Below are 23148 nucleotides of genomic sequence, written 5' to 3' on the forward strand. Positions count from 1 at the left end.
CTCTGGTGCCGTCCGATACAGCCTACCGACGCATCCGTCTTACGAAGGTTCGATACGGTGAGGGCGTGCTGAAGCAGAAGCCTGTGCGAATGTACGCCGTCGCCGCGATCGCGGCGGCCGTCATGCTCGCGTCCGGATGCGACGCTCTTACCTCCCCGCGGCCGGACGCCACGACGCCTGCGCCCGAGACGCCGACGACGTACGCGGGAGAGCCTGCGCCGGACCTCGCGCTGTCTCCTGTGGAGCTCGCCGGAGCCCCGAGCTATGCGGAGGCGGATCGGTCCGAGGTCGTCGGCCTCGCCGGCGGTCGGCTTCTCGCGACCCGGCCGGGGCCCGAGAACATCATCGGCGTCGACGCGTGGGACGCGGGATCCGGCGAGCTCGCGTGGGACATCACGACCTACAAGTCGTACCAGCTCGTGCTCGACCACGGGTTCGGTCGCGGGTTGCTGGAGTTCGCCGGTGGCGCCGTGCAGCGGGGCGAGGCGCAGGGGTATGTCGTGCCGATCTTCGGAAACCTCTGCGGCGGCGGCACGAGGTGCATGGACGACCCGTATCGCGTCGGAATCGCGATGCTCAATCCGGCCGACGGCGCCGTGATGTGGACGAGTGACCTCACCGATCACCTCGGCGACGACGTCTCCGGGATCAGCCTGCACGCGGTCGTCGCGGACGCGAATGCCGACAGCGTGATCGTGGAGGTCGACGCGCAACTGGACGAGGGCGGTGACACGACCGTCGCCCTCGTTGCCGACGCGGCGAGCGGCGAGGTGCGCTGGGCGACCCGCGACGCGCACCTGGTCAGCATCGCGGGCGATGCGATTCTCGGGGAGCAGGACGGCGCGCTCGTCGCGTTCGACGCGGCGACGGGTGCCGAGAGGTGGCGGGGCGGATCCGGCACCTGGATTCCGCGGGAGGCGAGCGCCGGCTACGCGGCCGCGATGGATCCGGAGGCCGACATCGTCGACGTCGCCACGGGCGAGGTCGTCGCGATGGGGCGCTTCCCGGTCGATCCGGTCGTGAGCGACGAGTTCGTCGCCTGGGTCGATGCCACGGGGGAGACCGTCAGCTACGACGGGAACGCGGCGCTTCCCGGCGAGTCGGGCGACGGCGCCGGGATCGCCGAGGCGATCGACGGGGAGTACATCTGGATCCAGGGCGAGGGAGTCCTGGCGGTCGACCGCACGGGCCAGGCGCGGACGGAAACCCTCCCGGGATCCTTCGTCGACGCCCGCGACGGCGCCGTCGCGACGGTGGAGGAAGATGGAACGGTCCACTTGTTCCGGGCGGGGTAGGTGCCACGCCCGGGCTGCGCGCGGTCGAGGGCACGGGCAACGATGTCGTAGACTATTCCACGGTGCCTTGTCCGAGCGGCCTAAGGAGCACGGCTGGAATCCGTGTATGCGGGGTAACTTGCATCAGGGGTTCAAATCCCCTAGGCACCGCCATTCGAAAGCCCGACCATTCGGTCGGGCTTTCGTCTTGTCACCGCGTCCAGAGCGACCGGGGCACAAGGCCCCACCACGCCGGGCGGATTCCGCGCGACAGGGCGCGCAGGTGGGGTGCGAGGTCCTCGTGGCCCGGCGCGGATCCGCTGTAGCGCGCGAGCTCGACGGCGTCGACGAGCGCGCCGAGCGCGGCCGCATCGACGCGCGACGCTGCGGGACCGCCGAGGCGCGGATCCTCGAGGATCGCGCGGGCGAGCGCGCGCTCGGACAGGGCGCGTCCCCGCGGGATCCGGGCATCGTCGACCATCGCGACGACCTCCCGCCACGCCGCGAGCGCGTCTCCGCGCGCCGCCGCCGCCATGCGCCTCGCTCGGATCGCGCGGCGCATGCCCCAGGGTGCCGCCGCGAGGACGAGGACACCGGCCGCGAGCAGCGCGATCCACCACGGATCCGCGTCGAGATGCGACGGGCGCGCGGCGGGCGCGGCCGTCTCGGACGGGGTGGGCGTGGCCGACGCCGTTGCGCTGGGGGAGACGGAGGGGCGCGCCTCCTCGGGCTCCGGCGCGGTCGTCTCCACCGGCTCCGGCTGGTCCTCGGCATCGGCGGACGTCACGTTCTGCGCCTGCGCGACGGACGGGGTGGGGTCGAACTGCGTCCAGCCGATGTCCGAGAAATAGACCTCCGGCCATGCGTGCAGCCGATCCGCCGTCACAGAGTAGGCCGCACGCCCCTCGACGCGTTCGCCCGTCGAGGTGCCGGGAAGGTACCCGATGGCGATGCGGGTGGGAAGACCCACGGTGCGTGCCATGAGGGTGAATGCGCTCGCGAAGTGCACGCAGTAGCCTTCGCGCACCTGCAGGAAGGCCTCGATCGCCTCGGCGTCGCTGCCGTCGAAGCCGTCCGTCACGGGGGTGTCGAGCGAGTACTCGAACTCCGTCGACCGGAGCCAGGACTGCAGTGCGACGGCGCGGTCGTACGGGGTGCGCGCCTCCGCCGTGACGGAGCGCGCCGCCTGACCGATCGGCCCATCGGCCACCTCGGGGGTCACGTCGAACGCGAAATCCGGAGCGTCTCCCGTGCGGAGGTTCTCGAATTGCGCGCGCGTGGGCACCACCTCGACGGAGCGCACTGAGTACTCGAGCCCCTGGGTCGAATCCGTCGACGTGCGTGCCGTGCGGTTCTCCGCCATGACCTGCCACTCTCGCCCGACGCCGTCGACCGACACCGCATTCTCGGGCAGGGGGAGGTACTGGGTGTCGAGGCGCACCCGATCCACCCAGGTGGTGCGAGCGCTCGTCTCGATGCCGTCGTCGATGTCGACCGCGTCGAAGCCGTCGACGAGCGGTGCGCTCGCGCCCGTGTCCACGTGCCAGCCGTCGTCGTCGAACATCGTGTGCGTGGCGAGGCGCAGGTAGGGGGCCGCGGCGAGGTTCGTTCGCACCCGCAGGACCTCGACATTCGACCGGTTGCGCAGGTCGTCGCCGAGGTCGATCGAGACGTTGACGCTCGTCGGGCGGGCGTAGAGCGCGACGCCGCTCGTGGGGGCAAACGGAATGGCCGGCACGGCGAGGACGGCGGCGAAGGCGGCGACGATCACGATTGCGACCGCAGCGAGCGATGACCGCCTCCGCGGTTCGCGGGATCCGCGGGCGGCGATGAGCAGCAGAAGGGCGATCGCGAATGCCACAGCGTAGACGAGGTGATCGCCCTGGGGCACGGCGAGCTGCGGCCCGATGAAGACCGCCGCAAGGGGCAACGCGGCGACGAGCGGCAGACGCCACGAGTTCGCGATCGCATCGATGAGGATCGCCAGGATCCCGATCGCGGTCACGAGCGCGAAGCGCAGCGGCGCGCCGGCGTCGACGGGCGCGACGCTCGTCATGATCTGTGCCGCCGCCCCCTCGAGAACGCGCGGCACGCCCCAGCCCCCGAGGCCCACGAGATCGCCGAGCCGGCCCGGATACGCCCACCACACCCCGATCAGCAGCGCGACGAGCTGGAGGCCGAAGCCCACGCCGGGGCGCACCCAGCGTCCGGCGTACCCCACGGCCACGATGACCGCCACGAGCGACACCGAGGCCCCGAACCAGCCGGAGTCGAGCAGGGTCGTCAGCGGGAGGATCGCCGTGACGAGCGACGCGAGAACGGCGAGGTGCGGCAGGATCCGCGGGCGGGTCATCGCGCACCGCCCTCGATCGCGGCGGCCCAACTCGCGGCGATGTCGGCGCCGAGCGTCGCCTGCTGCCACCCCGGGGCTGCGACGGGGGCGGGTGTGAGCAGCAGATGCGGGGCGGGAGTCGCGGGCGGCCAGGCGCCGGGGCCGATCACGACGACGATGCCGAGCTCGGGAATCGCCGCGGGCGGCGCGGACACCGGCTCGAGGCGGGCGCAGGCCTCCAGGAGACGGTCGAGGTCGGATGCCGCGGCGACGTCGCCGAGGGACGAACCGGCGGAGGTCCGCACAAAGACGAGGATGCCGTCGGCGCGCAGGCGCGCGACGACGGACACGAGTGCGCTGAGCGCGAGATCGAAGTCATCCGCGGAGGCCCAGCTTCCCGGTGCGGTATCGATCACGACGGTCGCCGAGGCCGTCTGCTCCCGTTCCTCCTCCCGGACCATGAGGTCGCCGTGGTGCGCGGAGGCGCGCCAATGGACCCGCCGGATGGAGTCGCCCGGCGCATAGGGGCGCGGGATGAGGTTGTCCGTTCCCTGCCCCTGCGCGCCGGACCTCGTCGCGTCGTCTCCGGTGGATCCCGTCGAGGAAAGCGGCGCGAGCGGCACGATCGGCGGCACGGCGACGATGTCGACGGATCCGCCGGCGGATCGGCGGCGAAGCGCCGCACCGAAGGGCGCGAGCCGTTCCAATCGCAGCGGCCCCAGCCGGTGCACGCCGCGGCGTGAGGGCACGACGACGCTGACGAGCCCCTCCTCGCCGACGCTCGTCTCGCTGACGACGAGGCCCGACGAGACGAGTTCGGCGGCGCCGTCGAAGCTCCGACTCGGGTCGAAGCGTGTGACGACGCGCAACGGCTCACCGACGGGCGCCAGCGGCGAACCCAGCACGCGTTCGATGCGCTTCGGCACCCGGACGATCGCGACGGTCGCCCACGACAGCACGAGTGCGATCACGAGCACCGCGGCGAGGTAGACGAGCTCCACGCGGGAAAACGCGATGCCGCCAGCCGTGAACGTCCCGGCCACGAGGAGCATGCCGATGCCGCGCCACGTGGGGCGGAAGGGCGCTCCGGTGCTCGTCATGCCGAGGCGGGGACGGCGACGCGCTGCACGATCTCGTGGAGCGCGTCGAGCACCGGATCCGTTCCGTGCGCCGACGCGTGCCGGTGCGCGGGGATCAGGCGGTGTGCGAACACGGGGCGGACGAGGCTCGCGATGTCGTCCGGGATGACGAAGGCGCGGCCCTGCAGCGCCGCGCGCGCCTTTGCCGCCCGGACGAGCTGGAGCGTTGCGCGGGGGCTCGCTCCGAGGCGCAGCGAGCCGTGCGCGCGGGTCGCCTGGGCGAGCGCGACGGCGTATCGCTCGACGACGGGGGAGATGTGCACGTGACGCACGAAGGCGATCAGGCGTGCGACCCCGTCGAGGTCGATGACGGGCCGCAACTCGGCCAGGGGGTTGGCCGTGTCCCGCTGGCGCAGCATGAGCTGCTCGGCATCGGCATCGGGATAGCCCATCGACATCCGCATCATGAACCGGTCGAGCTGAGCCTCGGGGAGCGCATAGGTGCCGTCCATCTCGAGTGGGTTCTGTGTGGCCATCACGAGGAACGGGCTCGGCAGGGCGTGAGAATGCCCATCCACCGAGACCTGGCGCTCCTCCATCGCCTCGAGGAGCGCCGACTGGGTCTTCGGCGAGGACCGGTTGATCTCGTCCGCGATCACGACGTTCGCGAACACCGCGCCGCGCGTGAAATCGAAGGTGCGGCTCACGGGGTTGAACACGCTCACGCCCGTCACGTCGCCGGGCAGCAGATCGGGGGTGAACTGGATCCGGCGCACCTCGGCGTGGATGGAGGCCGCGAGCGCGCGGGCGAGCACCGTCTTCCCGACGCCGGGCACGTCCTCCACGAGCAGGTGCCCCTCCGCGAGGAGAGCGATAAGCGCCGTCTGAATGGCGTGATCCTTCCCATCGATCACGCGCCGCATATTCGCGGCGACCTGCTCGGTCGCGGCGCGGAACTGCTCGGGGCTCATCCTCGTCTCAGACATCGCTCCCAGCCTAGTGTCGGGATCCGACTCCCGACCCTGTTACTCTGGTATCGGCTCTCCGCGTGACGGCATCCAGGCCAACTCCCCCAGGACGGAAACGTAGCAAGGGTAACCGGGCTCTGTCGGGTACGCGGAGAGTCTTTTTTGTGCCTGTGAAACGCGTCCGCGGCTCGGCACGGCGGGGTAGCGTGGCTTTCGTGGCGAGAAGCATCTACATCACGTCTGCAGAGGGCCATTCCGGCAAATCGACCGTGGCCCTCGGTGTTCTCGATTCGCTGAGCCGGGTCACGCCCCGGGTCGGGGTGTTCCGGGCGATCGCCCGGTCGACGGCCGAGCGCGACTACGTTCTCGAGATGCTGCTCGAGCACGACGGCGTCGACCTCGACTACGACGACTGCATCGGCGCCACCTACGATGACGTACGCGCGGATCCGGAAGCGGCCCTCGTGCGGATCGTCGACCGCTTCACTCGCGTCTCGTCGCAGTGCGACGCGGTCGTCGTGCTCGGCAGCGACTACACCGACGTCGGCAGTCCCGCCGAGCTGGCGTTCAACGCGCGCATCGCGGCGAATCTCGCGACGCCGGTGCTGCTCGTGCTCGGCGGACGACAGCTGCAGGGCCACAGCGAGCGACTCGGATCCACCCAGGCGCGCTCGCCGCGTGAGGTTGGTCAGCTCGCCGCGCTCGCGGTGGGCGAGCTGCGCCGCGGCAACGCGGAGCTCGCGGCGACGATCGTGAACCGCGCCGATGCGGAGCGGGCGCCCGAGATCGTCTCGGCCGTCGCCCCGCACACGCCGGACACGCCGGTATGGGCGCTGCCGGAGGACAGGCTGCTCGTCGCGCCGACGATGGCGGACGTCATGCGCGCCGTCGACGGCGAGCTCGTGAAGGGCGACCAGGCGCTCCTCGTCCGTGAGGCGCTCGGCGTGACGGTGGCGGGAATGTCGATGGCTAACATCCTGCCCCGCCTCGACGAGGGCGACGTCGTGCTCATCGCCGCCGACCGCGGCGACGCGTTGCTGGCGGCCCTCAGCGCCAACAGCTCGGGAACCTTCCCCTCGCTCGCGGGCATCGTGCTCAACGGCCCCTTCGAGATCCCCGAGCCGCTACAGCGACTTGTTGACGGGCTCGCGGCGTCGATTCCGATCATCCGAACCTCGGGCGACACGTACCCGACGGCGGTGCGCATCATGTCGGCACGGGGGCGGCTCGCCGCCTCGAGCCCGCAGCGGTACAGCCGCGCGCTTCGCCTCTTCGAGCAGAACGTCGACATTCCGGAGCTTGTCCGCGTGCTCGGCGTCGCGAATGCGACGGTCGTCACCCCGATCATGTTCCAGCATCAGCTCATGGAACGCGCCAGGGGCGACCGCCGCCACATCGTGCTGCCGGAGGGCGGAGACGACCGGATCCTCAAGGCCGCGGCGATCCTGCTGGAGCGCGGCGTCGCCGAGCTCACGATCCTCGGCGAGCCGGCCGATGTGCGCTCCCGCGCCACGGAGCTGGGCCTCGACATCTCGGCGGCGAGGGTGCTCAGCCCCTTCGACCCGGCGTACGTCGACCGCTTCGCGACGGAGTACACCCGCCTGCGTGCGCACAAGGGCATGACCTACGACAAGGCCGCCGACCTGGTCACGGACGTGTCGTACTTCGGCACGATGATGGTGCACATGGGCGATGCCGACGGCATGGTCTCGGGCGCCGCGCACACGACGGCGCACACCATCCGGCCGTCGTTCGAGATCATCAAGACGCGGCCCGGGGTCTCGGTCGTTTCGAGCGTCTTCCTCATGGCGCTCGCCGACCGCGTGCTCGTCTACGGCGACTGCGCCGTGATCCCGGATCCGACGAGCGAGCAGCTCAGCGACATCGCTATCTCCTCGGCGGCGACCGCGGCGCAGTTCGGCATTGACCCCCGGGTCGCGATGCTCTCCTATTCGACCGGGGAGTCCGGATCCGGCGCCGACGTCGAGAAGGTCCGCGAGGCGACCCGGCTCGCGCGGGAGCGCGCCCCCGAGCTTCCGATCGAGGGGCCGATCCAATACGACGCCGCAGCGGACGCCGCGGTCGCGCGCGCGAAGATGCCGGGATCCGCCGTCGCCGGGCGCGCGACGGTGTTCGTCTTCCCGGATCTGAACACCGGCAACAACACCTACAAGGCGGTTCAGCGATCGGCGGGCGCCATCGCGATCGGGCCGGTTCTGCAGGGACTCAACAAGCCCATCAACGATCTGTCGCGCGGGGCGCTCGTCGACGACATCGTCAACACGGTCGTCATCACCGCCATCCAGGCACAGGAGAGCTGAACATGCCCGTCGTCCTCGTCGTCAACAGCGGCTCATCGTCCTTCAAATACCAGCTGATCGAGATGGACGGCGAGCGGGTGCTCGCATCCGGGCTCGTCGAGCGCATCGGCGAGGGGGAGGGGCGAGCCGAGCACCGCACGGCGGGGGAGTCCTTCCCGGTCTCGCAGGACATCCCCGATCACACCGCGGGCTTCGGCCTCATGATCGATGCGTTCGCCGCGCACGGCCCGTCGCTCGAGCAGAACCCGCCCGTCGCCGTCGGTCACCGCGTCGTGCACGGCGGCGCGCGATTCTTCGAGGCGACGGTGATCGACGACCTCGTCGAGATCAACATCGACGACCTCTCGGTGCTGGCACCCCTGCACAACCCCGGCGCGCTACAGGGGATCCGGGCCGCGCGCCGCGCCTTCGCGGACGTCCCGCACGTGGCCGTCTTCGACACGGCCTTCCACCAGACCATGCCGCCCGCGGCATATACCTACGCGCTCGACAGGGCGACGGCGGAGAAGCACCGGATCCGCCGCTACGGTTTCCACGGCACGAGTCACAAGTTCGTGAGCGAGGCCGCCGCCGCGCACCTCGGGCGCCCGCTCGCCGAGCTGAAGCAGATCGTCTTCCACCTCGGGAACGGCGCCTCGGCGGCCGCGATCGACGGCGGCCGCTCGGTAGACACCTCGATGGGCTTCACACCGCTCGAGGGGCTCGTGATGGGTACGCGCACGGGCGACATCGACCCGGCGATCCTCATCCACCTGCAGCGCCGGGCGGGGCTCACGACGCGCGAGCTTGACGACCTGCTGAACAAGCGCAGCGGACTCGTCGGGCTCGCCGGCGCGAACGACATGCGCGACCTGACGGCACGCGCGGAGGCCGGAGACGTCGCCGCGCGGCTTGCGATCGATGTGTACACGCACCGCCTGCGCGCCTATGCCGGGGCGTATCTCGCACAGCTCGGCGGCGCCGACGTGATCAGCTTCACGGCGGGGGTGGGCGAGAACAGCCCGCACATTCGCGAGGCGGCGCTGCGCGGCCTGGAGTTCGCCGGCGTCGAGCTCGACGCCGAGCGGAACGAGGGCGCACGGCGGGGCGAGATCACCCGCATCTCGACGGATTCGTCCCGCGTCGCGGTCCTCGTCGTACCGACCGACGAAGAGGTCGAGATCGCCCGCCAGGCGTTCGCGGCCGCTCGCGATTGAGCCCTATGCTGGGCAACAAGGCACGCCCACACCCGCGACGGGAGACGACCCGTGACTGAACAACTCGCCACCCGCCTGAGCGGCTTCGACGCCGTTCTCTTCGATCTCGACGGCGTCATCACGCCGACCGCCGACGTGCATATGCGCGCATGGCAGACCATGTTCGACCAGCTGTTCGCGGCGTGGCAGATCGCCCCGCCGTACACGGACGACGACTACTTCACCTATGTCGACGGCAAGAAGCGCTACGACGGCGTCGCCGCGCTGCTGCACAGCCGCAACGTCGAACTCCCTTGGGGGCACCCGTCGGATCCGCCGACCGCCGACACCGTCTGCGGCGTCGGCAATCGGAAGAACGGCGCCTTCCTCGCCGTGCTCGAGAGGGAAGGGATCGCGGCGTATCCCGGGTCGCTCGCCCTCCTCGACGCGCTCGCCGATGTCGGCACCCCCGTGGCCATCGTGTCCAGCTCGAAGAACGCGCGCCCCGTGCTCGCGGCCGCCGGCATCATCGACCGTTTCCCCGTGATCGTCGACGGCCTCACCGCCGAGGCGCACCACCTGCCCTCGAAGCCGGCGCCCGATGTATTCCTGGAGGGAGCGCGGGAACTCGGCACGGAGCCTGCGCGGACCGTTGTCGTCGAGGACGCCCTCGCCGGCGTCGAATCGGGCGTCGCGGGCGGCTTCGGTCTCGTCGTCGCCGTGGATCGCGGTGCGGGCGCGGATGCGCTGCGCGCCGCGGGCGCACACCTCATCATCACCGACCTCGCCGACCTGCTGGAAGGAATCGAATGATCGACCGTGAACGCTTCCCCGTCGACCCCTGGCGGCTCGTCGAGACCCGCTTCGACGCATCGGATCTCGGCGTCACCGAGACCAACTTCGCCATCGGCAACGGATACCTCGGCATGCGCGCCGATTATCCCGAGGGGCGGCACGCGCACGAACACGGCACCTTCATCAACGGGTTCCACGAGACGTGGCCGATCCGCCACGCCGAGAACGCCTACGGCTTCGCCGAGGTCGGGCAGACGATCGTCAACGTGCCCGACGCGAAGATCATGCGCGTCTACGTCGACGACGAGCCGATGTCGATCGACATCGCCGAGATCACCGAGTACGAGCGCAGCCTCGACTTCCGCGACGCGACGCAGAACCGGCGGATCCGCTGGGTCACCCCCTCCGGCAAGGAGGTGCTGCTCGAATCGCGACGCCTGGTCTCGTTCGACGATCGCCACCTCGCAGTGCTGCAGATGCGCGTGACCGTGCTGAACGCCGACGCGCCTGTTGTCGTCAACTGTCAGATCATCAACCGGCAAGATGGCGAGGACGTGTACGGTGGCCGCCCGGCGGCGGCGCACGCGGCCGGTACCGCCGAGGTCGCGGATCCCCGCAAGTCGGAGCAGATCCCGGATCGCGTCCTCATCCCACACGAACACTGGCAGGACGGCGCGCGCGCGACGTTGTCGTATCGCACGGCATCGAGCGGCATGACGCTCGCGGTCGTCGCCGACCATATTGTCGACACCGAGAACGAACACGAGTCGCGCGGCCTCATCGAGCCGGACATGGCGAAGAACGTGTTCCGCATCAACGCGAAGGCGGGCGTGCCGATCACGGTCACGAAGTTTGTTGCCTACCACACCTCTCGCGGTGTGCCGGCAGCCGAGCTCATCGACCGCGGTCGCCGCACCATCGACCGCGCGCTCGCGGCAGGGCTCGACAGCATCCTCGAGCGGCAGCGCGCGTGGCTCGACGCCTTCTGGGGCCGTTCGGACGTCAAGATCGCCGGTCACGACGACCTGCAGCAGGCCACGCGATGGTGTCTGCTGCAGGTGGCGATGGCGTCGGCCCGTGCGGATGGCTGGGGCGTGCCCGCGAAGGGCATGACCGGCTCCGGGTACAGCGGCCACTACTTCTGGGACACCGAGATCTATGTGATGCCGTTTCTCGACTACACCTCGCCGTGGTGGGCCCGAAACGCGCTGCGCGCCCGCTCCGCGATGTTGCCGGCGGCGCGCCGCCGTGCCGCGCAGGTGAGCGAGGCCGGTGCGCTGATCCCGTGGCGAACGATCAACGGCGAGGAGGCCTCGGCCTACTACGCGGCCGGCACCGCGCAGTACCACATCAACGCCGACGTCGCCTACGCCCTCGTGAAGTACGTGCGTGCCACGGGCGACGAGGAGTTCATGGCTAATGAGGGGGTCGACCTGCTCGTCGAGACCGCGCGCCTCTGGGAGACGCTCGGCTTCTGGCGCGACGAGACCTTCCACATTCATGGCGTGACGGGTCCCGACGAGTACACGACGGTCGTGAACGACAACTTGTTCACGAACGCGATGGCGCGCTTCAACCTGCGGGCGGCGGCATACGTGGTGCGCCAGATCGCCCACCGTGCGCCGGATCGCTACCGCGCCATGGCCGATCGGCTGTCGCTCGAGGACGGCGAGGCGGAGCGGTGGGAGGCCGCGGGCCGCGCCATGCACATCCCGTTCCACGAGGAGGCCGGGATCCACCCGCAGGACGCGCTCTTCCTCGAGCGCGAGATCTGGGACATCGAGCACACGCCCGCCTCGAAGCGCCCCCTGCTCCTGCACTTCCACCCGCTCGTCATCTATCGCTTCCAGGTGCTCAAGCAGGCCGACATCGTGCTTGCCGAGTTCCTCCTGAGCGCCGAGTTCACGGAGTCCGAGAAGCTCGCCGACTTCGAGTACTACGACCCGCTGACCACGGGCGACTCGACGCTGTCGGGCGTTGCGCAGTCGGTCATGGCGGCGGAGGTCGGCTATCAGGACCTCGCCCGCGAGTACTTCGAGCACTCTCTCTACGTCGACCTCGCGAACCTGCACGGCAACTCGTCCGACGGCGTGCACATCGCCGCGGCGGGTGGCGCCTGGATGAGCCTCGTGTGCGGCTTCGGAGGAATGCGCGATGCCGGCGGCGAGCTGAGCTTCGACCCGCGCCTGCCGGAGGACTGGCCCGAACTGTCCTTCCCGCTGACCTGGCACGGCACGACGATCGACGTCGCGGTGCGCCACGATGAGATCGCGGTCGCGGCGCGCATGGGCGGCGGATCCGGTGTGCCGTTCTCGGTGCGGGGGATGCGGTACGAGGTGGCGCCGGGCGAGAAGGTCGTCGTGCCGCTCGCCGACCAGGGGCCGGTGCGGCCGGGCAAGCCCGCGCTGCGCAGGCCGCGGCGCGACGACGGATCCCGCCCGAACGCGATCGTGCCGCCGGCGGTGGACGAGCTCTGACTCCTTTGTCGGACGTCCCCCGTAGGCTGGTTCCGTGAGCACAGCCCTGTATCGCCGCTACCGGCCCGAGACCTTTGCCGAGATGATCGGCCAGTCGCAGGTGACCGATCCGTTGATGACGGCGCTGCGATCGGACCGCATCGGGCACGCCTATCTGTTCTCGGGCCCGCGCGGCTGCGGAAAGACCACCTCGGCCCGCATCCTCGCGCGCTGCCTGAACTGCGTCGAGGGGCCGACGGACACGCCGTGCGGCGTGTGCCCGAGCTGCGTCGAACTGTCGCGCTCGGGCGGCGGCTCGCTCGACGTCGTCGAGATCGACGCGGCGAGCCACAACGGTGTCGACGACGCGCGCGACCTGCGCGAGCGCGCGGTCTTCGCACCCGCGCGCGATCGCTACAAGATCTTCATCCTCGATGAGGCCCACATGGTCACGCCGCAGGGCTTCAACGCCCTGCTGAAGCTCGTGGAAGAGCCCCCGCCGCACGTGAAGTTCATCTTCGCGACGACCGAGCCCGAGAAGGTCATCGGCACGATCCGCTCGCGCACGCATCACTACCCGTTCCGGCTCGTTCCGCCGGCCGCGATGATCGGTTATGTCGAGAAGCTCTGCGGCGAGGAAGGAATCGTGCCGGATCCGGGTGTGCTTCCGCTCGTCGTCCGCGCGGGTGCGGGGTCGCCGCGCGACACGCTGTCGATCCTCGATCAGCTGATCGCGGGCTCGGAGGGGGCCACCGTCTCGTACGAGCGCGCCGTCTCTCTCCTCGGGTACACGCACGGCGAGCTGCTCGATGAGGTCGTCGACGCCTTCGCCGCGGGCACCCCTGCCGGCGCCTTCGCGGCTGTCGATCGCGTCGTGCAGACGGGGCAGGATCCGCGCCGCTTCGTCGACGATCTGCTCGAGCGGCTCCGCGACCTCATCGTGATCGCCGCGACGGGGGATCAGGCCGCCACGGTGCTGCGCGGCCTGCCCGCCGACGAGTTGGAGCGCATGTCGGCGCAGGCCGCGGCCTATGGTGTCGCGCGGCTCTCGAAGGCGGCCGACATCGTCAGCGCGGCACTCGACGGCATGGTCGGTGCGACCTCGCCGCGACTGCAACTCGAGCTGATGATCGCGCGCGTGCTGACGGCCGACGGCGCCGTTCCCGCGGCGTCCGCTCCGGCACCATCCGCTCCGGGTGTGTCCGGTGCGCCCGCGGCAGCCGCCTCCGAACCTGTCGCTTCCGCTCCCGCCGCGCACGCGTCTGCGGCGGAGAACGAGCAGAAGGCGATGGCGCCGGCCGCCGCGCCCTCCGGCGCTATGGCGCAGGCGGGCGCGCCGAACGCGCCTTCGAGCGGTCCCGTGTCGTCCGCGCCTTCCGTTGCGGCTCCGACGGCTGCCGCTCCTCCTGTTGCCGCGCCGATGGCGGCTGCGTCTCCCGTTGCGGCTCCGACGGCTGCCGCGCCGCCTGTTGCCGCGCCGACGGCCGCTGCGTCTCCCGTTGCGCCTCCGACGGCGACGGCGCCGCCCGCTGAGGCGCCCACAGCTGCTACGCCACCCGTTGCCGCGCCGACCACGGCCGCGCCGCCCGTCGCCCCGCGCCCGGCTGCTGCGCCGTCCGCCGCCCCGCGCCCGGAGACCGAGACGCCCGAGGCGGTCGCGCCGCCCGTCGCGCACGACGACGCCGCTCCCCAGGCCCGCCCCGTTCCTCAGGAAGCGAACGGCGACGAGGCGCGGCAGGCGCACGACGACGAATCGGCGCCGCCCGTCACCAGCGACGAATCGTCGCGGGTGGCCGCGGCCGAGGAAACCGCGGCCGGCAGTGCGCGGGGGCCCGTTGCTCCTGCCGCACAGCCCGTCGCGGACGAGGTGCCGGGCGCCGCATGGGCGACCGCCGCTCCGGGGCAGGAGGGCGCCGCGTCCGATGCAGACACCGGGCCCGAGGCCGACATCGCGCCCGAGGCCGACACTGCTTCCGATGCAGACACCGCGGACGTTCCCGCGCAGGAGCATGCGTCCGAGCCCGCCCCGCTCACGAGCGACTCGCTGCGCGAGGCGTGGCCGCGGGTGATTGCGCAGGTCGAACGCGCGAGCCGTTCGACGTGGCTCGTGCTGCAGGCGGCATCGCCGGCGGGCGTGCAGGACGACATCGTGCGCCTGGCGTTCACGAACCCGGGCGACCTGGCCCAGTTCAAGACGCGAGCGGCCGACGGATCCGGTCCGAGCGCGGATCTGCGCGACGCGATCGAGCAGGTCTGCGGCATGCGCGTGCGCTTCGTCGCCAAGCACATCCCGGGCGACGGCGGCCCCGGCGGCACCGCGGGACCCCAGGACCCGCCGGCGGGCGGCGCCCCTGCCGCGCCGCCAGCTCCCAGGGCGTCGTCCGCAACCGAACCGTCCGCGACCGCGCCATCCACGACCGCGCCATCCGCCGTTCCCTCGGCGGCGGCGCCCTCGACGGCCGCGACGGGCTGGGTCGTCGCCCCGATCCCGGGAGGCTCGAGCACCGCGGCGCCACCCGCCGCGGCCCCCGAACCCGCACCCGCGCGCGGCTCGGAGACTCCGGCACCGCCGGCGCCGACGCCGCCCGCATCGGAGCCTCCCGCACAGGATCCGGACGTACAGCGCCCGGCCGTACAGGGTCCGGTCGCGCCCGAGGCCCAGACTCCGCCGGCACCGGCGGCTTCCGGTTACGGCGCCCCCGCCGTCGCCCCTCCGCCGTTCACGGGAGCGGGCGAGGCGATCCCCGACGACGAGGTCCCGCCGGATCCGTACGACGAGTACCCGCCGGAAGAGCCCGGGCCCGCCGCGCCGACCGTCCAATCGCGTCAGGTGCAGCTCGATGAGGGCGTGCAGCGCTACGGCGAGGCCGTCGTGCGTCAGAAGCTCGGCGCCATCTTCCTCCACGAGGAGGATTACACCCCTCCGACGCGGTTCCAGTAACCAGAAAGACCACGCATGTACGACGGAATCGTTCAGGAGCTGATCGACGAGCTCGGCCGCCTGCCGGGAGTCGGCCCGAAGTCGGCCCAGCGCATCGCCTTCCACATTCTGCAGACGCCGAGTTTCGACGTCTCCCGGCTCGCGAAGCTCCTCGCCGAGGTTCGAGAGCGCGTGAAGTTCTGCGAGCGCTGCGGCAACGTGTCGGAGTCGGAACTGTGCGCGATCTGCCGCGACCCGCGCCGAGACCAGACGCTAATCTGCGTCGTCGAAGACGCCAAGGACGTCTCGGCGATCGAGCGCACGCGCGAATTCCGAGGGCTCTATCACGTGCTCGGCGGCGCCATCAATCCGATGGCGGGCGTCGGGCCGAACGAGCTGCGCATCCGCGAGCTGATGACGCGCCTCGCCGACGGGACGGTGCAGGAGATCATTCTCGCCACGAACCCGAACCTCGAGGGAGAGGCGACCGCCGCCTACCTCAGCCGGCTGATGGGCGACATGCAGATCGCGGTCACCCGTCTCGCCTCCGGCCTGCCCGTCGGCGGCGACCTCGAATACGCCGACGAGGTCACCCTCGGGCGCGCCTTCGCGGGCCGCCGCTCGGCGTAGGCCGATTCTGAGTTAGCCGGGCCACGGCATAAACTAGCGGGAGCGCGCGGTTCAGCGCGCATTCTGATCACTCCAGGAGCGTCATAGTGGCATTGATCGTGCAGAAGTTCGGTGGTTCGTCGGTCGCGGACGCAGAGAGCATTAAGCGCGTCGCGAAGCGAATCGTCGACACCCGCCGGGCCGGCAACGACGTCGTCGTGGCCGTCAGCGCGATGGGCGACACGACCGACGACCTGCTCGACCTCGCGGGGGCCGTCGCCCCGACGCCGGCGCCGCGCGAGCTCGACATGCTCCTCTCGAGCGGCGAGCGCATCTCCATGGCTCTGCTCGCGATGGCGATTCACGGCATGGGCTACGAGGCCCGCTCGTTCACCGGAAGCCAGGCGGGCATGATCACGACCGCCGAGCACGGCCAGGCCCGCATCCTCGACGTCACTCCGGTGCGCCTGCGCGAAGCACTCGACGAGGGGGCGATCGTCATCGTCGCCGGCTTCCAGGGCTTCAACCGCGATACCCGCGACATCACGACCCTCGGTCGCGGCGGATCCGACACGACGGCCGTCGCGCTCGCCGCGGCCCTCGGCGCGGACGTCTGCGAGATCTACAGCGACGTCGACGGCATCTTCACCTGCGATCCGCGGGTCGTGCCGCTCGCGAAGAAGCTCGACACCATCGACGCCGACGAGATGCTCGAGCTCGCCGCCAACGGCGCGAAGGTGCTCTACATCCGCGCCGTCGAGTACGCGCGCCGGCACAATGTCCTCATTCACGCCCGCTCCACGTTCACCTCGAACGAGGGCACGTACGTTCTCGGCAAGGGAATGACCGCCCCGAACCAGTCCAAGGGAGAAGAAATGTCCGACGTCATCGGCAAGGAAGAGCCCGTCGTCGCGGGAGTCGCGATCGACCGCAGCCAGGCGAAGATCACCCTCGTGGGCGTGCCCGACGTTCCCGGATCCGCGTCGGCGATCTTCACCCGCGTCGCGAAGGCGGGCGCGAACATCGACATGATCGTTCAGAACGTGCAGTCGGCGAGCCGCGGCCGCACCGACATCTCCTTCACGCTCCCCAAGGAGCAGGGCGCCGCCGTCGCAAAGCAGCTGCAGGCCGAGCAGGAGGACCTCGGCTACGAGCAGGTCGTCTTCGACGATCAGATCGGCAAGCTCTCCGTCGTCGGCGCCGGCATGCGCTCGCACTCGGGCGTCTCGCTCACCCTCTTCGAGGCGCTTTCGAGCAACGGCATCAACGTCGAGATGATCTCGACCAGCGAGATCCGCATCTCGGTGGTGCTCCGCGACACCGACCTCGACAACGCCGCGCGCGCCGTGCACACGGCCTACGGCCTCGACAGCGACATCGAGGCGACCGTCTACGCCGGCACCGGTCGCTGAGACACCCCGCGTAACGCCGCCCCCAGGGGCGGCGTTACGCGTATAGGCGCGAGATCCGTAGGCTGAGGCGCATGACCGCCGAGATCGAGATCCGTCCCGTCGCCCCCGCCGATCGCGAAGCGTGGGGCGGGCTCTTCCGCGCCTACCGCGACTTCTACGGCATGGAGCACGACGAGCGCGTGATCGACACCGTGTGGGGCTGGCTCATGGATCCCGCACACGAACTCGTCGGCCACGTCGCCGCGAGCGGCGGTCGACGGGTCGCGATCGCGCACTGGCGCCGCTTCGCCCGCCCCTCGCGGGGCGCGACCGCCATCTTCCTCGACGACCTCTTCACGGATCCGGAGCTACGCGGATCCGGGATCGGATCCGCGCTGATCGCGAACCTGCAGCGGATCGCGAGCGAGGAAGGCCTGAGCGAGGTCCGCTGGATTACCTCCGAGACGAACGTCGACGCGCAGCGCCTCTACAACCGCGTCGCCGACCGGGTGCCGTTCTACACCTACATCGCCGCGCCGAAGCCCTAGCAACCCGAAGCCGCCGCCGCCGTACACAACGACGCAACTATTTGGCGGAATTGCGTGACACGCCGCGATAAGCGCCACTTCCTCGCAAAATCTGCGTCGTTGTGTACGGGGCGTTGTGTACGGGCGGGGTCGCCATGTTTCGGCGGCGGATCGGGGAGGGCCGCGACGCCGGTAGAATCGAGGAAATTTCCGTCCCCGAATCACGAGGATCCCCCATGGCACGCATTGCTGAATCAGGAGTTTCGCTCGCCGTCGTCGGCGCCACCGGTCAGGTCGGTGGCAAGCTGCTCGAGATTCTCGACGAGCGCGACTTCCCGATTCGCGAGCTGCGCCTGTTCGCCTCGCCGCGTTCCGCGGGCAAGACGCTGAGCTACCGCGGCGTCGAGGTGACGGTCGAAGACATCAACAGCGAGGAGCTCGCCGGCATCGACGTCGCCCTGTTCTCGGCGGGCGGTGGCCCCTCGAAGCAGCACGCTCCTCGGTTCGCGGCCGCTGGCGCCACCGTCGTCGACAACTCGAGCGCGTGGCGCGGCGACGACGAGGTTCCGCTCGTCGTCAGCGAGGTCAACCCGCACGCGATCAAGAACGCCGTCAAGGGCATCATCGCCAACCCGAACTGCACCACCATGGCCGCGATGCCCGTCCTGAAGGTGCTCGACGCCGAGGCAGGGCTCGAGCGCCTCGTCGTCTCGACGTACCAGGCGGTGTCCGGATCCGGCCTGTCCGGTGTCGAGGAGCTGGCCGGCCAGGTGGAGGACGCGGTCGCGCAGGGCGCGATCCGTCAGCTCGCGCACGACGGATCCGCGATCGACTTCCCGGCGCCGAACAACTACGTCGCCCCCATCGCGTTCGACGTGATCGCGCTCGCGGGCAACCTCGTCGACGACGGACTCGGCGAGACCGACGAAGAGAAGAAGCTGCGCAACGAGAGCCGGAAGATCCTCGAGCTTCCGGAGCTGCGCGTCTCCGGCACCTGCGTGCGTGTACCGGTGTTCACGGGGCACTCCCTCAACATCAACGCCGAGTTCCGCGACGACATCTCGGCAGAGCGCGCCCGCGAGATCCTGTCGACCGCGCCGGGCGTCGAGCTCGCCGATGTTCCCACGCCGCTGAACGCCGCGGGCAAGGACGCGAGCTTCGTCGGGCGCATCCGGCCCGATCAGTCCGCTCCCGAGGGCAAGGGCCTGACGCTGTTCATCTCGAACGACAACCTGCGCAAGGGCGCGGCCCTAAACACCGTGCAGATCGCCGAACTCGTCATCGCTGAGGCATAAGACCGACATCGCTGGCCGCCTGGGCATGGAACGCGCGCCCAGGCGGCCAGGAGTAGGGTGGTAGACCGTGACTGAATCCGTAGATGTCGTGCTGATCGGCGGCGGCGTGATGTCCGCCACCCTCGGCACTCTCCTCAAAGAACTGCAGCCCGACTGGAAGATCGTGGCCTTCGAGCGTCTCGGCGACGTCGCGCTCGAGAGCTCGAACCCCTGGAACAACGCGGGCACCGGACACTCGGCACTGTGCGAACTGAACTACATGCCCGACCCCGCCGATCCGGCGAAGGCCATCGGCATCAACGAGCAGTTCCAGGTCAGCCGCCAGCTGTGGTCGAGCTTCATCGACCGGGGCATCCTCAACGAGGCGTCGACCTTCATCAACTCCACGCCGCACATGACCTTCGTGCGCGGGGAGAAGGACGTCGCCTACCTCAAGGCACGCTACGAGACGCTGAAGAAGCAGCCGCTGTTCAAGGGCATCGAATACAGCGAGGACTCGCGCGTCATCAACCAGTGGGCGCCCCTGCTGATGCAGAAGCGCACCAAGGGCGAGGTCTTCGCGGCGACGCGCGTTCCCGCCGGAAGCGACGTCGACTTCGGATCCGTCACCCACCAGCTCTTCGACTACCTGCGCTCCCAGGGCGCCGAGGTTCGCCTGAACCACGAGGTGAAGAAGCTGAAGAAGAAGTCCGACGGGACGTGGGACATCCGCTTCCGCAACCGCGTCGGCAGCGGCCCGGGTCGCATCAACGCCAAGTTCGTGTTCGTCGGAGCCGGTGGCTGGGCAATCAAGCTGCTGCAGAGCTCGGGGATCCCCGAGATCAAGGGCTACGGCGTGTTCCCGATCGGCGGCCAGTTCCTGAAGACCTCCGATCCGAAGCTCGTCGCCCAGCACCAGGCCAAGGTTTACTCGCAGGCTGCGGTCGGCGCCCCGCCGATGTCCGTCCCGCACCTCGACGCGCGCAAGGTCGACGGCGAGGGATCGCTCATGTTCGGTCCCTTCGCGACCTTCAGCCCCAAGTTCCTGAAGACGGGAAGCTGGCTCGACATCGTGCGCCAGGTGCGCCTGTCGAACCTCGGATCCATGCTCAAGGTCGGCGCGACGAACCTCGACCTCGTGAAGTACCTCGTGAGCGAGCTGATGAAGAGCCGCGAGAAGAAGATCGACAGCCTCCGCGAGTTCATGCCCACCGCCGACGGCAAGGACTGGGAACTCATCCAGGCGGGCCAGCGCGCCCAGGTGATGAAGGGCGGCAAGCTGCAGTTCGGCACGGAGGTCGTCTCCTCGGCCGACGGATCCATCGCGGGCCTCCTCGGCGCATCGCCGGGTGCCTCCACGACGGTCTCGATCATGCTGAACCTGATCGCGAAATGCTTCCCCGAGCACACGGCGGCGTGGGAGCCGAAGCTCAAGGAACTCATCCCGACCTACGGCGAGACGCTGAACGACAAGGTCGACCTCGCGGTGGCGACCGAGACGAAGACGGCCGAGAAGCTCGGCCTCCTGGTCTGAGATCACGAAGAGTCGCCGCCGGATCCACTCCGGCGGCGACTTTTTTCTGCCCCGGTACCGCGGAGCGGGCCCCGAATCGCGGATCCGCGGAGCTGGATCCTCCGCAGTGCGGGACCATGTCCGCAGAACGGGCCGGCGCGGCGTGCGCGCGCCCGACGAATTAAGGTGGATCGGTGGCCAAACTCTACTTCCGCTACGGCGCGATGAACTCCGGTAAGTCGACCGCCCTGCTGCAGGCCGCGTACAACTACGAAGAACGCGGACAGGCCGTGCTGCTCGCCAAGCCCGCGATCGACACCAAGGGTGCGGAGAAGATCGAGTCGCGCCTCGGCGTCACGCGCGAGGTCGACTTCCTCGTCGCCCCCGACGCGAACATCCGGGAGCTCTTCGCGCACGAACGCGAACGGATCCGCATGCGGGGATCCGACGCGCTCTTCGGCGGCGAGAACCGCGCGGACGTGGCCTGCCTGCTCGTCGACGAGGCACAGTTCTTCACGCGAGCGCAGATCGACGACCTGTTCCGCATCGCCGTCGAGGACGGGATCCCGGTGATGGCCTACGGCATCCGCACGGACTTCCAGACCGAGGCGTTCCCCGGATCCGCGCGGCTGCTCGAGGTCGCCCACTCGCTCGAGGAGCTGAAGACCATCTGCCGGTGCGGGCGCAAGGCGCTGTTCAACGCCCGGAAGATCGGCGGCGAGTTCGTCTTCGACGGCGACCAGGTGGCGATCGACGCGGCCACGGCCGCGGTGCGGAACGAACACTTCGTGACATATGAGTCGCTGTGCGGCGCGTGCTACCTCGAAGAATCTGGGGGAGTGCTGACACCCCGGTAGGGTGGAGGCATGCGCGTACTTCTTGCCGGCGGAGCCGGATACGTCGGAACCCACACTGCGATCGCCCTCATCGAGGCCGGGCACGAGCCCGTTCTGCTCGACGACCTGTCGAACACCTCGGCCGTCGTGACCGAGCGCATCGCCGAGATCACGGGCACGAGCATCCCGCTCGTCACGGGCGACGCCGCCGACGACGAGGTCGTCGAGGGCGCCTTCGACGAGCACGGCCCCTTCGAGGCGATCATCCACTTCGCGGCGCTCAAGGCCGTCGGCGAGTCGGTGCAGAAGCCGCTCGAGTACTACGCCAACAACCTCGACACGACCTACGCGCTGCTGCGCGTCGGCCTCGCACGCGGCATCACGTCGTTCGTGTTCTCGTCGACCGGCACCGTGTACTCCGACCCCGCGGACCTGCCCTTCACCGAGGACGCGACCCGCAACCTCGTCGAGCTGTCGAACCCGTACTCGAAGTCGAAGCTCATGAACGAGGTCGCGCTGACCGACGTGCAGAAGGCGAATCCCGAGCTCAACGTCACGCTGCTGCGCTACTTCAACCCGGTCGGCGCCCACGAATCCGGCCTCGTCGGCGAAGACCCCAAGGGCATCCCGAACAACCTCATGCCGTTCGTCGCGCGCGTCGCCGTCGGTAAGCTCCCCGAGATCGGCATCTTCGGCGACGACTACGACACCCCCGACGGCACCGGCCAGCGCGACTACATCCACGTCGTCGACCTCGCCGAGGGCCACGTCAAGGCGCTCGAGAAGGCGCAGCCCGGCCTCGCCTCGTACAACCTCGGCACCGGCAACCCCGTCAGCGTTCTCGAGCTCGTCGCCTCCTTCGAAAAGGCCGCAGGCAAGGATCTGCCCAAGTCGATCAAGCCGCGCCGCGAGGGCGACCTCGCCGCGACCTACTGCACCCCCGCGAAGGCCGAGCGCGAGCTCGGTTGGAAGGCCACCCGCACCATCGACGACATGACGCGCGACGTCTGGAACTGGCAGCAGAAGAACCCGGGCGGATACGAGGGCTGAGTGTCGTTTTGGTAGCGTCCGCGGCCGAGAAGAAATTTTGCTTCGGTCGCTCAGCGGGCGCCCAGGCACGAAAGGGGATCCGTGGTTTTTTACCACGGATCCCCTTTCGTGCCAGCCCGAGGCTCCCTCTCGCAAAACTTCGTCTCGGCCGCTCGTCTGTTGGCTCCGCGCGGGTATCTTGCTTGGTGGGAGGTGATGACGGGTGAAGCTGAATCCTGAGCTCGTGGCGATGCGGCGGGTGCGGGACGCGATGGACCGCGACTATGCGCAGCCTCTCGACGTCGAGCAGCTCGCCCGCCTCGTGCACATGTCGGCGGGGCACCTCAGTCGCGCGTTCAAGAAGGCATACGGGGAGTCTCCCTACTCGTACCTCATGACGCGGCGCATCGAACGGGCGATGGCCCTCCTGCGGCGCGGAGACGTGAGCGTGACGGAGGCGTGCTTCGCGGTCGGATCCTCGTCTCTCGGGACCTTCAGCACCCGTTTCCGAGAACTCGTCGGAATGTCGCCGAGCGAGTTCCGCGAGCGCGCGAGAACGGATCCGCAGCACCTGCCGTCCTGCGTGGTCAAGCAGGCGGCGAGACCGGTCAGGAATCGAGAAGCGCCGCCGCTGGCGCCTCGATAACGT

General features: G+C 69.9%; 17 protein-coding genes, 1 tRNA gene and 1 other RNA gene. 16 read left to right on the plus strand and 3 right to left on the minus strand.

Features of this window, described 5'->3' with window-relative positions; translation table 11 throughout:
* Positions 1-65 precede the first annotated feature (65 nt).
* Both IEX05_RS09390 and IEX05_RS09395 read left to right on the plus strand, forming a co-directional pair.
* The gene (locus IEX05_RS09390) at positions 66-1295 is read left to right on the plus strand and encodes a PQQ-binding-like beta-propeller repeat protein (RefSeq protein ID WP_188701196.1); all 1230 of its coding nucleotides are present in this window, start codon (positions 66-68) and stop codon (positions 1293-1295) included.
* A gap of 61 nt (positions 1296-1356) precedes the next feature.
* Positions 1357-1448: transfer RNA gene (locus IEX05_RS09395), tRNA-Ser, on the plus strand.
* A 37-nt stretch (positions 1449-1485) separates the two neighbouring features.
* On the opposite strand, the gene IEX05_RS09400 is transcribed toward IEX05_RS09395, so the two are convergent.
* The 3 genes from IEX05_RS09400 to IEX05_RS09410 are packed head-to-tail and all read right to left on the minus strand — an operon-like array spanning position 1486 to position 5671.
* The gene (locus IEX05_RS09400; RefSeq protein WP_188701198.1) at positions 1486-3627 is read right to left on the minus strand and encodes a transglutaminase TgpA family protein; all 2142 of its coding nucleotides are present in this window, start codon (positions 3625-3627) and stop codon (positions 1486-1488) included.
* Positions 3624-4706, minus strand: a complete 1083-nt coding sequence (locus IEX05_RS09405) for a DUF58 domain-containing protein (protein WP_188701200.1) — start codon at positions 4704-4706, stop codon at positions 3624-3626. Before IEX05_RS09405 ends, IEX05_RS09400 begins: the two co-directional genes overlap by 4 nt.
* Complete coding sequence (locus tag IEX05_RS09410) at positions 4703-5671, minus strand: AAA family ATPase (protein WP_188701202.1); 969 nt, start codon at positions 5669-5671, stop codon at positions 4703-4705. The genes IEX05_RS09405 and IEX05_RS09410 overlap by 4 nt, the downstream gene beginning before the upstream one ends.
* A gap of 49 nt (positions 5672-5720) precedes the next feature.
* On the opposite strand from IEX05_RS09410, the gene ffs reads away from it, so the two are divergent.
* The 14 genes from ffs to IEX05_RS09480 all read left to right on the plus strand — a co-directional run bounded on the left by ffs (position 5721) and on the right by IEX05_RS09480 (position 23145).
* Positions 5721-5817: signal recognition particle sRNA small type (gene ffs / locus IEX05_RS09415), an RNA gene on the plus strand.
* 51 nt (positions 5818-5868) lie between these two features.
* Positions 5869-7974, plus strand: a complete 2106-nt coding sequence (gene pta, locus IEX05_RS09420) for a phosphate acetyltransferase (RefSeq protein ID WP_188701204.1) — start codon at positions 5869-5871, stop codon at positions 7972-7974.
* A gap of 2 nt (positions 7975-7976) precedes the next feature.
* Positions 7977-9170, plus strand: coding sequence for an acetate/propionate family kinase (locus IEX05_RS09425; RefSeq protein WP_188701206.1), 1194 nt, complete (start codon positions 7977-7979; stop codon positions 9168-9170).
* A gap of 51 nt (positions 9171-9221) precedes the next feature.
* A complete protein-coding gene (locus IEX05_RS09430) occupies positions 9222-9962 on the plus strand; it encodes an HAD family hydrolase (RefSeq protein WP_188701208.1) in 741 nt (246 codons plus the stop codon).
* Positions 9959-12421, plus strand: coding sequence for a glycoside hydrolase family 65 protein (locus tag IEX05_RS09435; protein WP_188701209.1), 2463 nt, complete (start codon positions 9959-9961; stop codon positions 12419-12421). The genes IEX05_RS09430 and IEX05_RS09435 overlap by 4 nt, the downstream gene beginning before the upstream one ends.
* Positions 12422-12455: 34 nt before the next feature.
* Positions 12456-15341, plus strand: a complete 2886-nt coding sequence (locus IEX05_RS09440) for a DNA polymerase III subunit gamma and tau (RefSeq protein WP_188701211.1) — start codon at positions 12456-12458, stop codon at positions 15339-15341.
* 15 nt (positions 15342-15356) lie between these two features.
* Complete coding sequence (gene recR, locus IEX05_RS09445; protein ID WP_188701213.1) at positions 15357-15950, plus strand: recombination mediator RecR; 594 nt, start codon at positions 15357-15359, stop codon at positions 15948-15950.
* Positions 15951-16036: 86 nt separating this feature from the next.
* The gene (locus IEX05_RS09450; RefSeq protein ID WP_188701215.1) at positions 16037-17341 is read left to right on the plus strand and encodes an aspartate kinase; all 1305 of its coding nucleotides are present in this window, start codon (positions 16037-16039) and stop codon (positions 17339-17341) included.
* Between the two features lie 71 nt (positions 17342-17412).
* Complete coding sequence (locus IEX05_RS09455; RefSeq protein WP_188701217.1) at positions 17413-17868, plus strand: GNAT family N-acetyltransferase; 456 nt, start codon at positions 17413-17415, stop codon at positions 17866-17868.
* Between the two features lie 215 nt (positions 17869-18083).
* Positions 18084-19142 carry an aspartate-semialdehyde dehydrogenase gene (locus tag IEX05_RS09460; RefSeq protein WP_188701219.1) on the plus strand — a complete coding sequence of 353 codons (1059 nt, stop codon included), beginning with the start codon at positions 18084-18086 and terminating at the stop codon, positions 19140-19142.
* A 67-nt stretch (positions 19143-19209) separates the two neighbouring features.
* Positions 19210-20655 (plus strand): malate dehydrogenase (quinone), encoded by a 1446-nt coding sequence (gene mqo / locus IEX05_RS09465; RefSeq protein WP_188701221.1) that lies wholly within the window; start codon positions 19210-19212, stop codon positions 20653-20655.
* Between the two features lie 173 nt (positions 20656-20828).
* The gene (locus IEX05_RS09470) at positions 20829-21491 is read left to right on the plus strand and encodes a thymidine kinase (protein ID WP_188701223.1); all 663 of its coding nucleotides are present in this window, start codon (positions 20829-20831) and stop codon (positions 21489-21491) included.
* 9 nt (positions 21492-21500) lie between these two features.
* Entirely contained in the window at positions 21501-22520 is a 1020-nt protein-coding gene (galE, locus tag IEX05_RS09475) for a UDP-glucose 4-epimerase GalE (protein ID WP_188701226.1), read from the plus strand.
* 229 nt (positions 22521-22749) lie between these two features.
* The gene (locus IEX05_RS09480) at positions 22750-23145 is read left to right on the plus strand and encodes a helix-turn-helix transcriptional regulator (protein WP_188701494.1); all 396 of its coding nucleotides are present in this window, start codon (positions 22750-22752) and stop codon (positions 23143-23145) included.
* The last annotated feature ends 3 nt before the right edge of the window (positions 23146-23148 follow it).

This window comes from Microbacterium nanhaiense, assembly GCF_014646015.1.
GTDB classification, from domain to species: Bacteria; Actinomycetota; Actinomycetes; order Actinomycetales; family Microbacteriaceae; genus Microbacterium; species Microbacterium nanhaiense.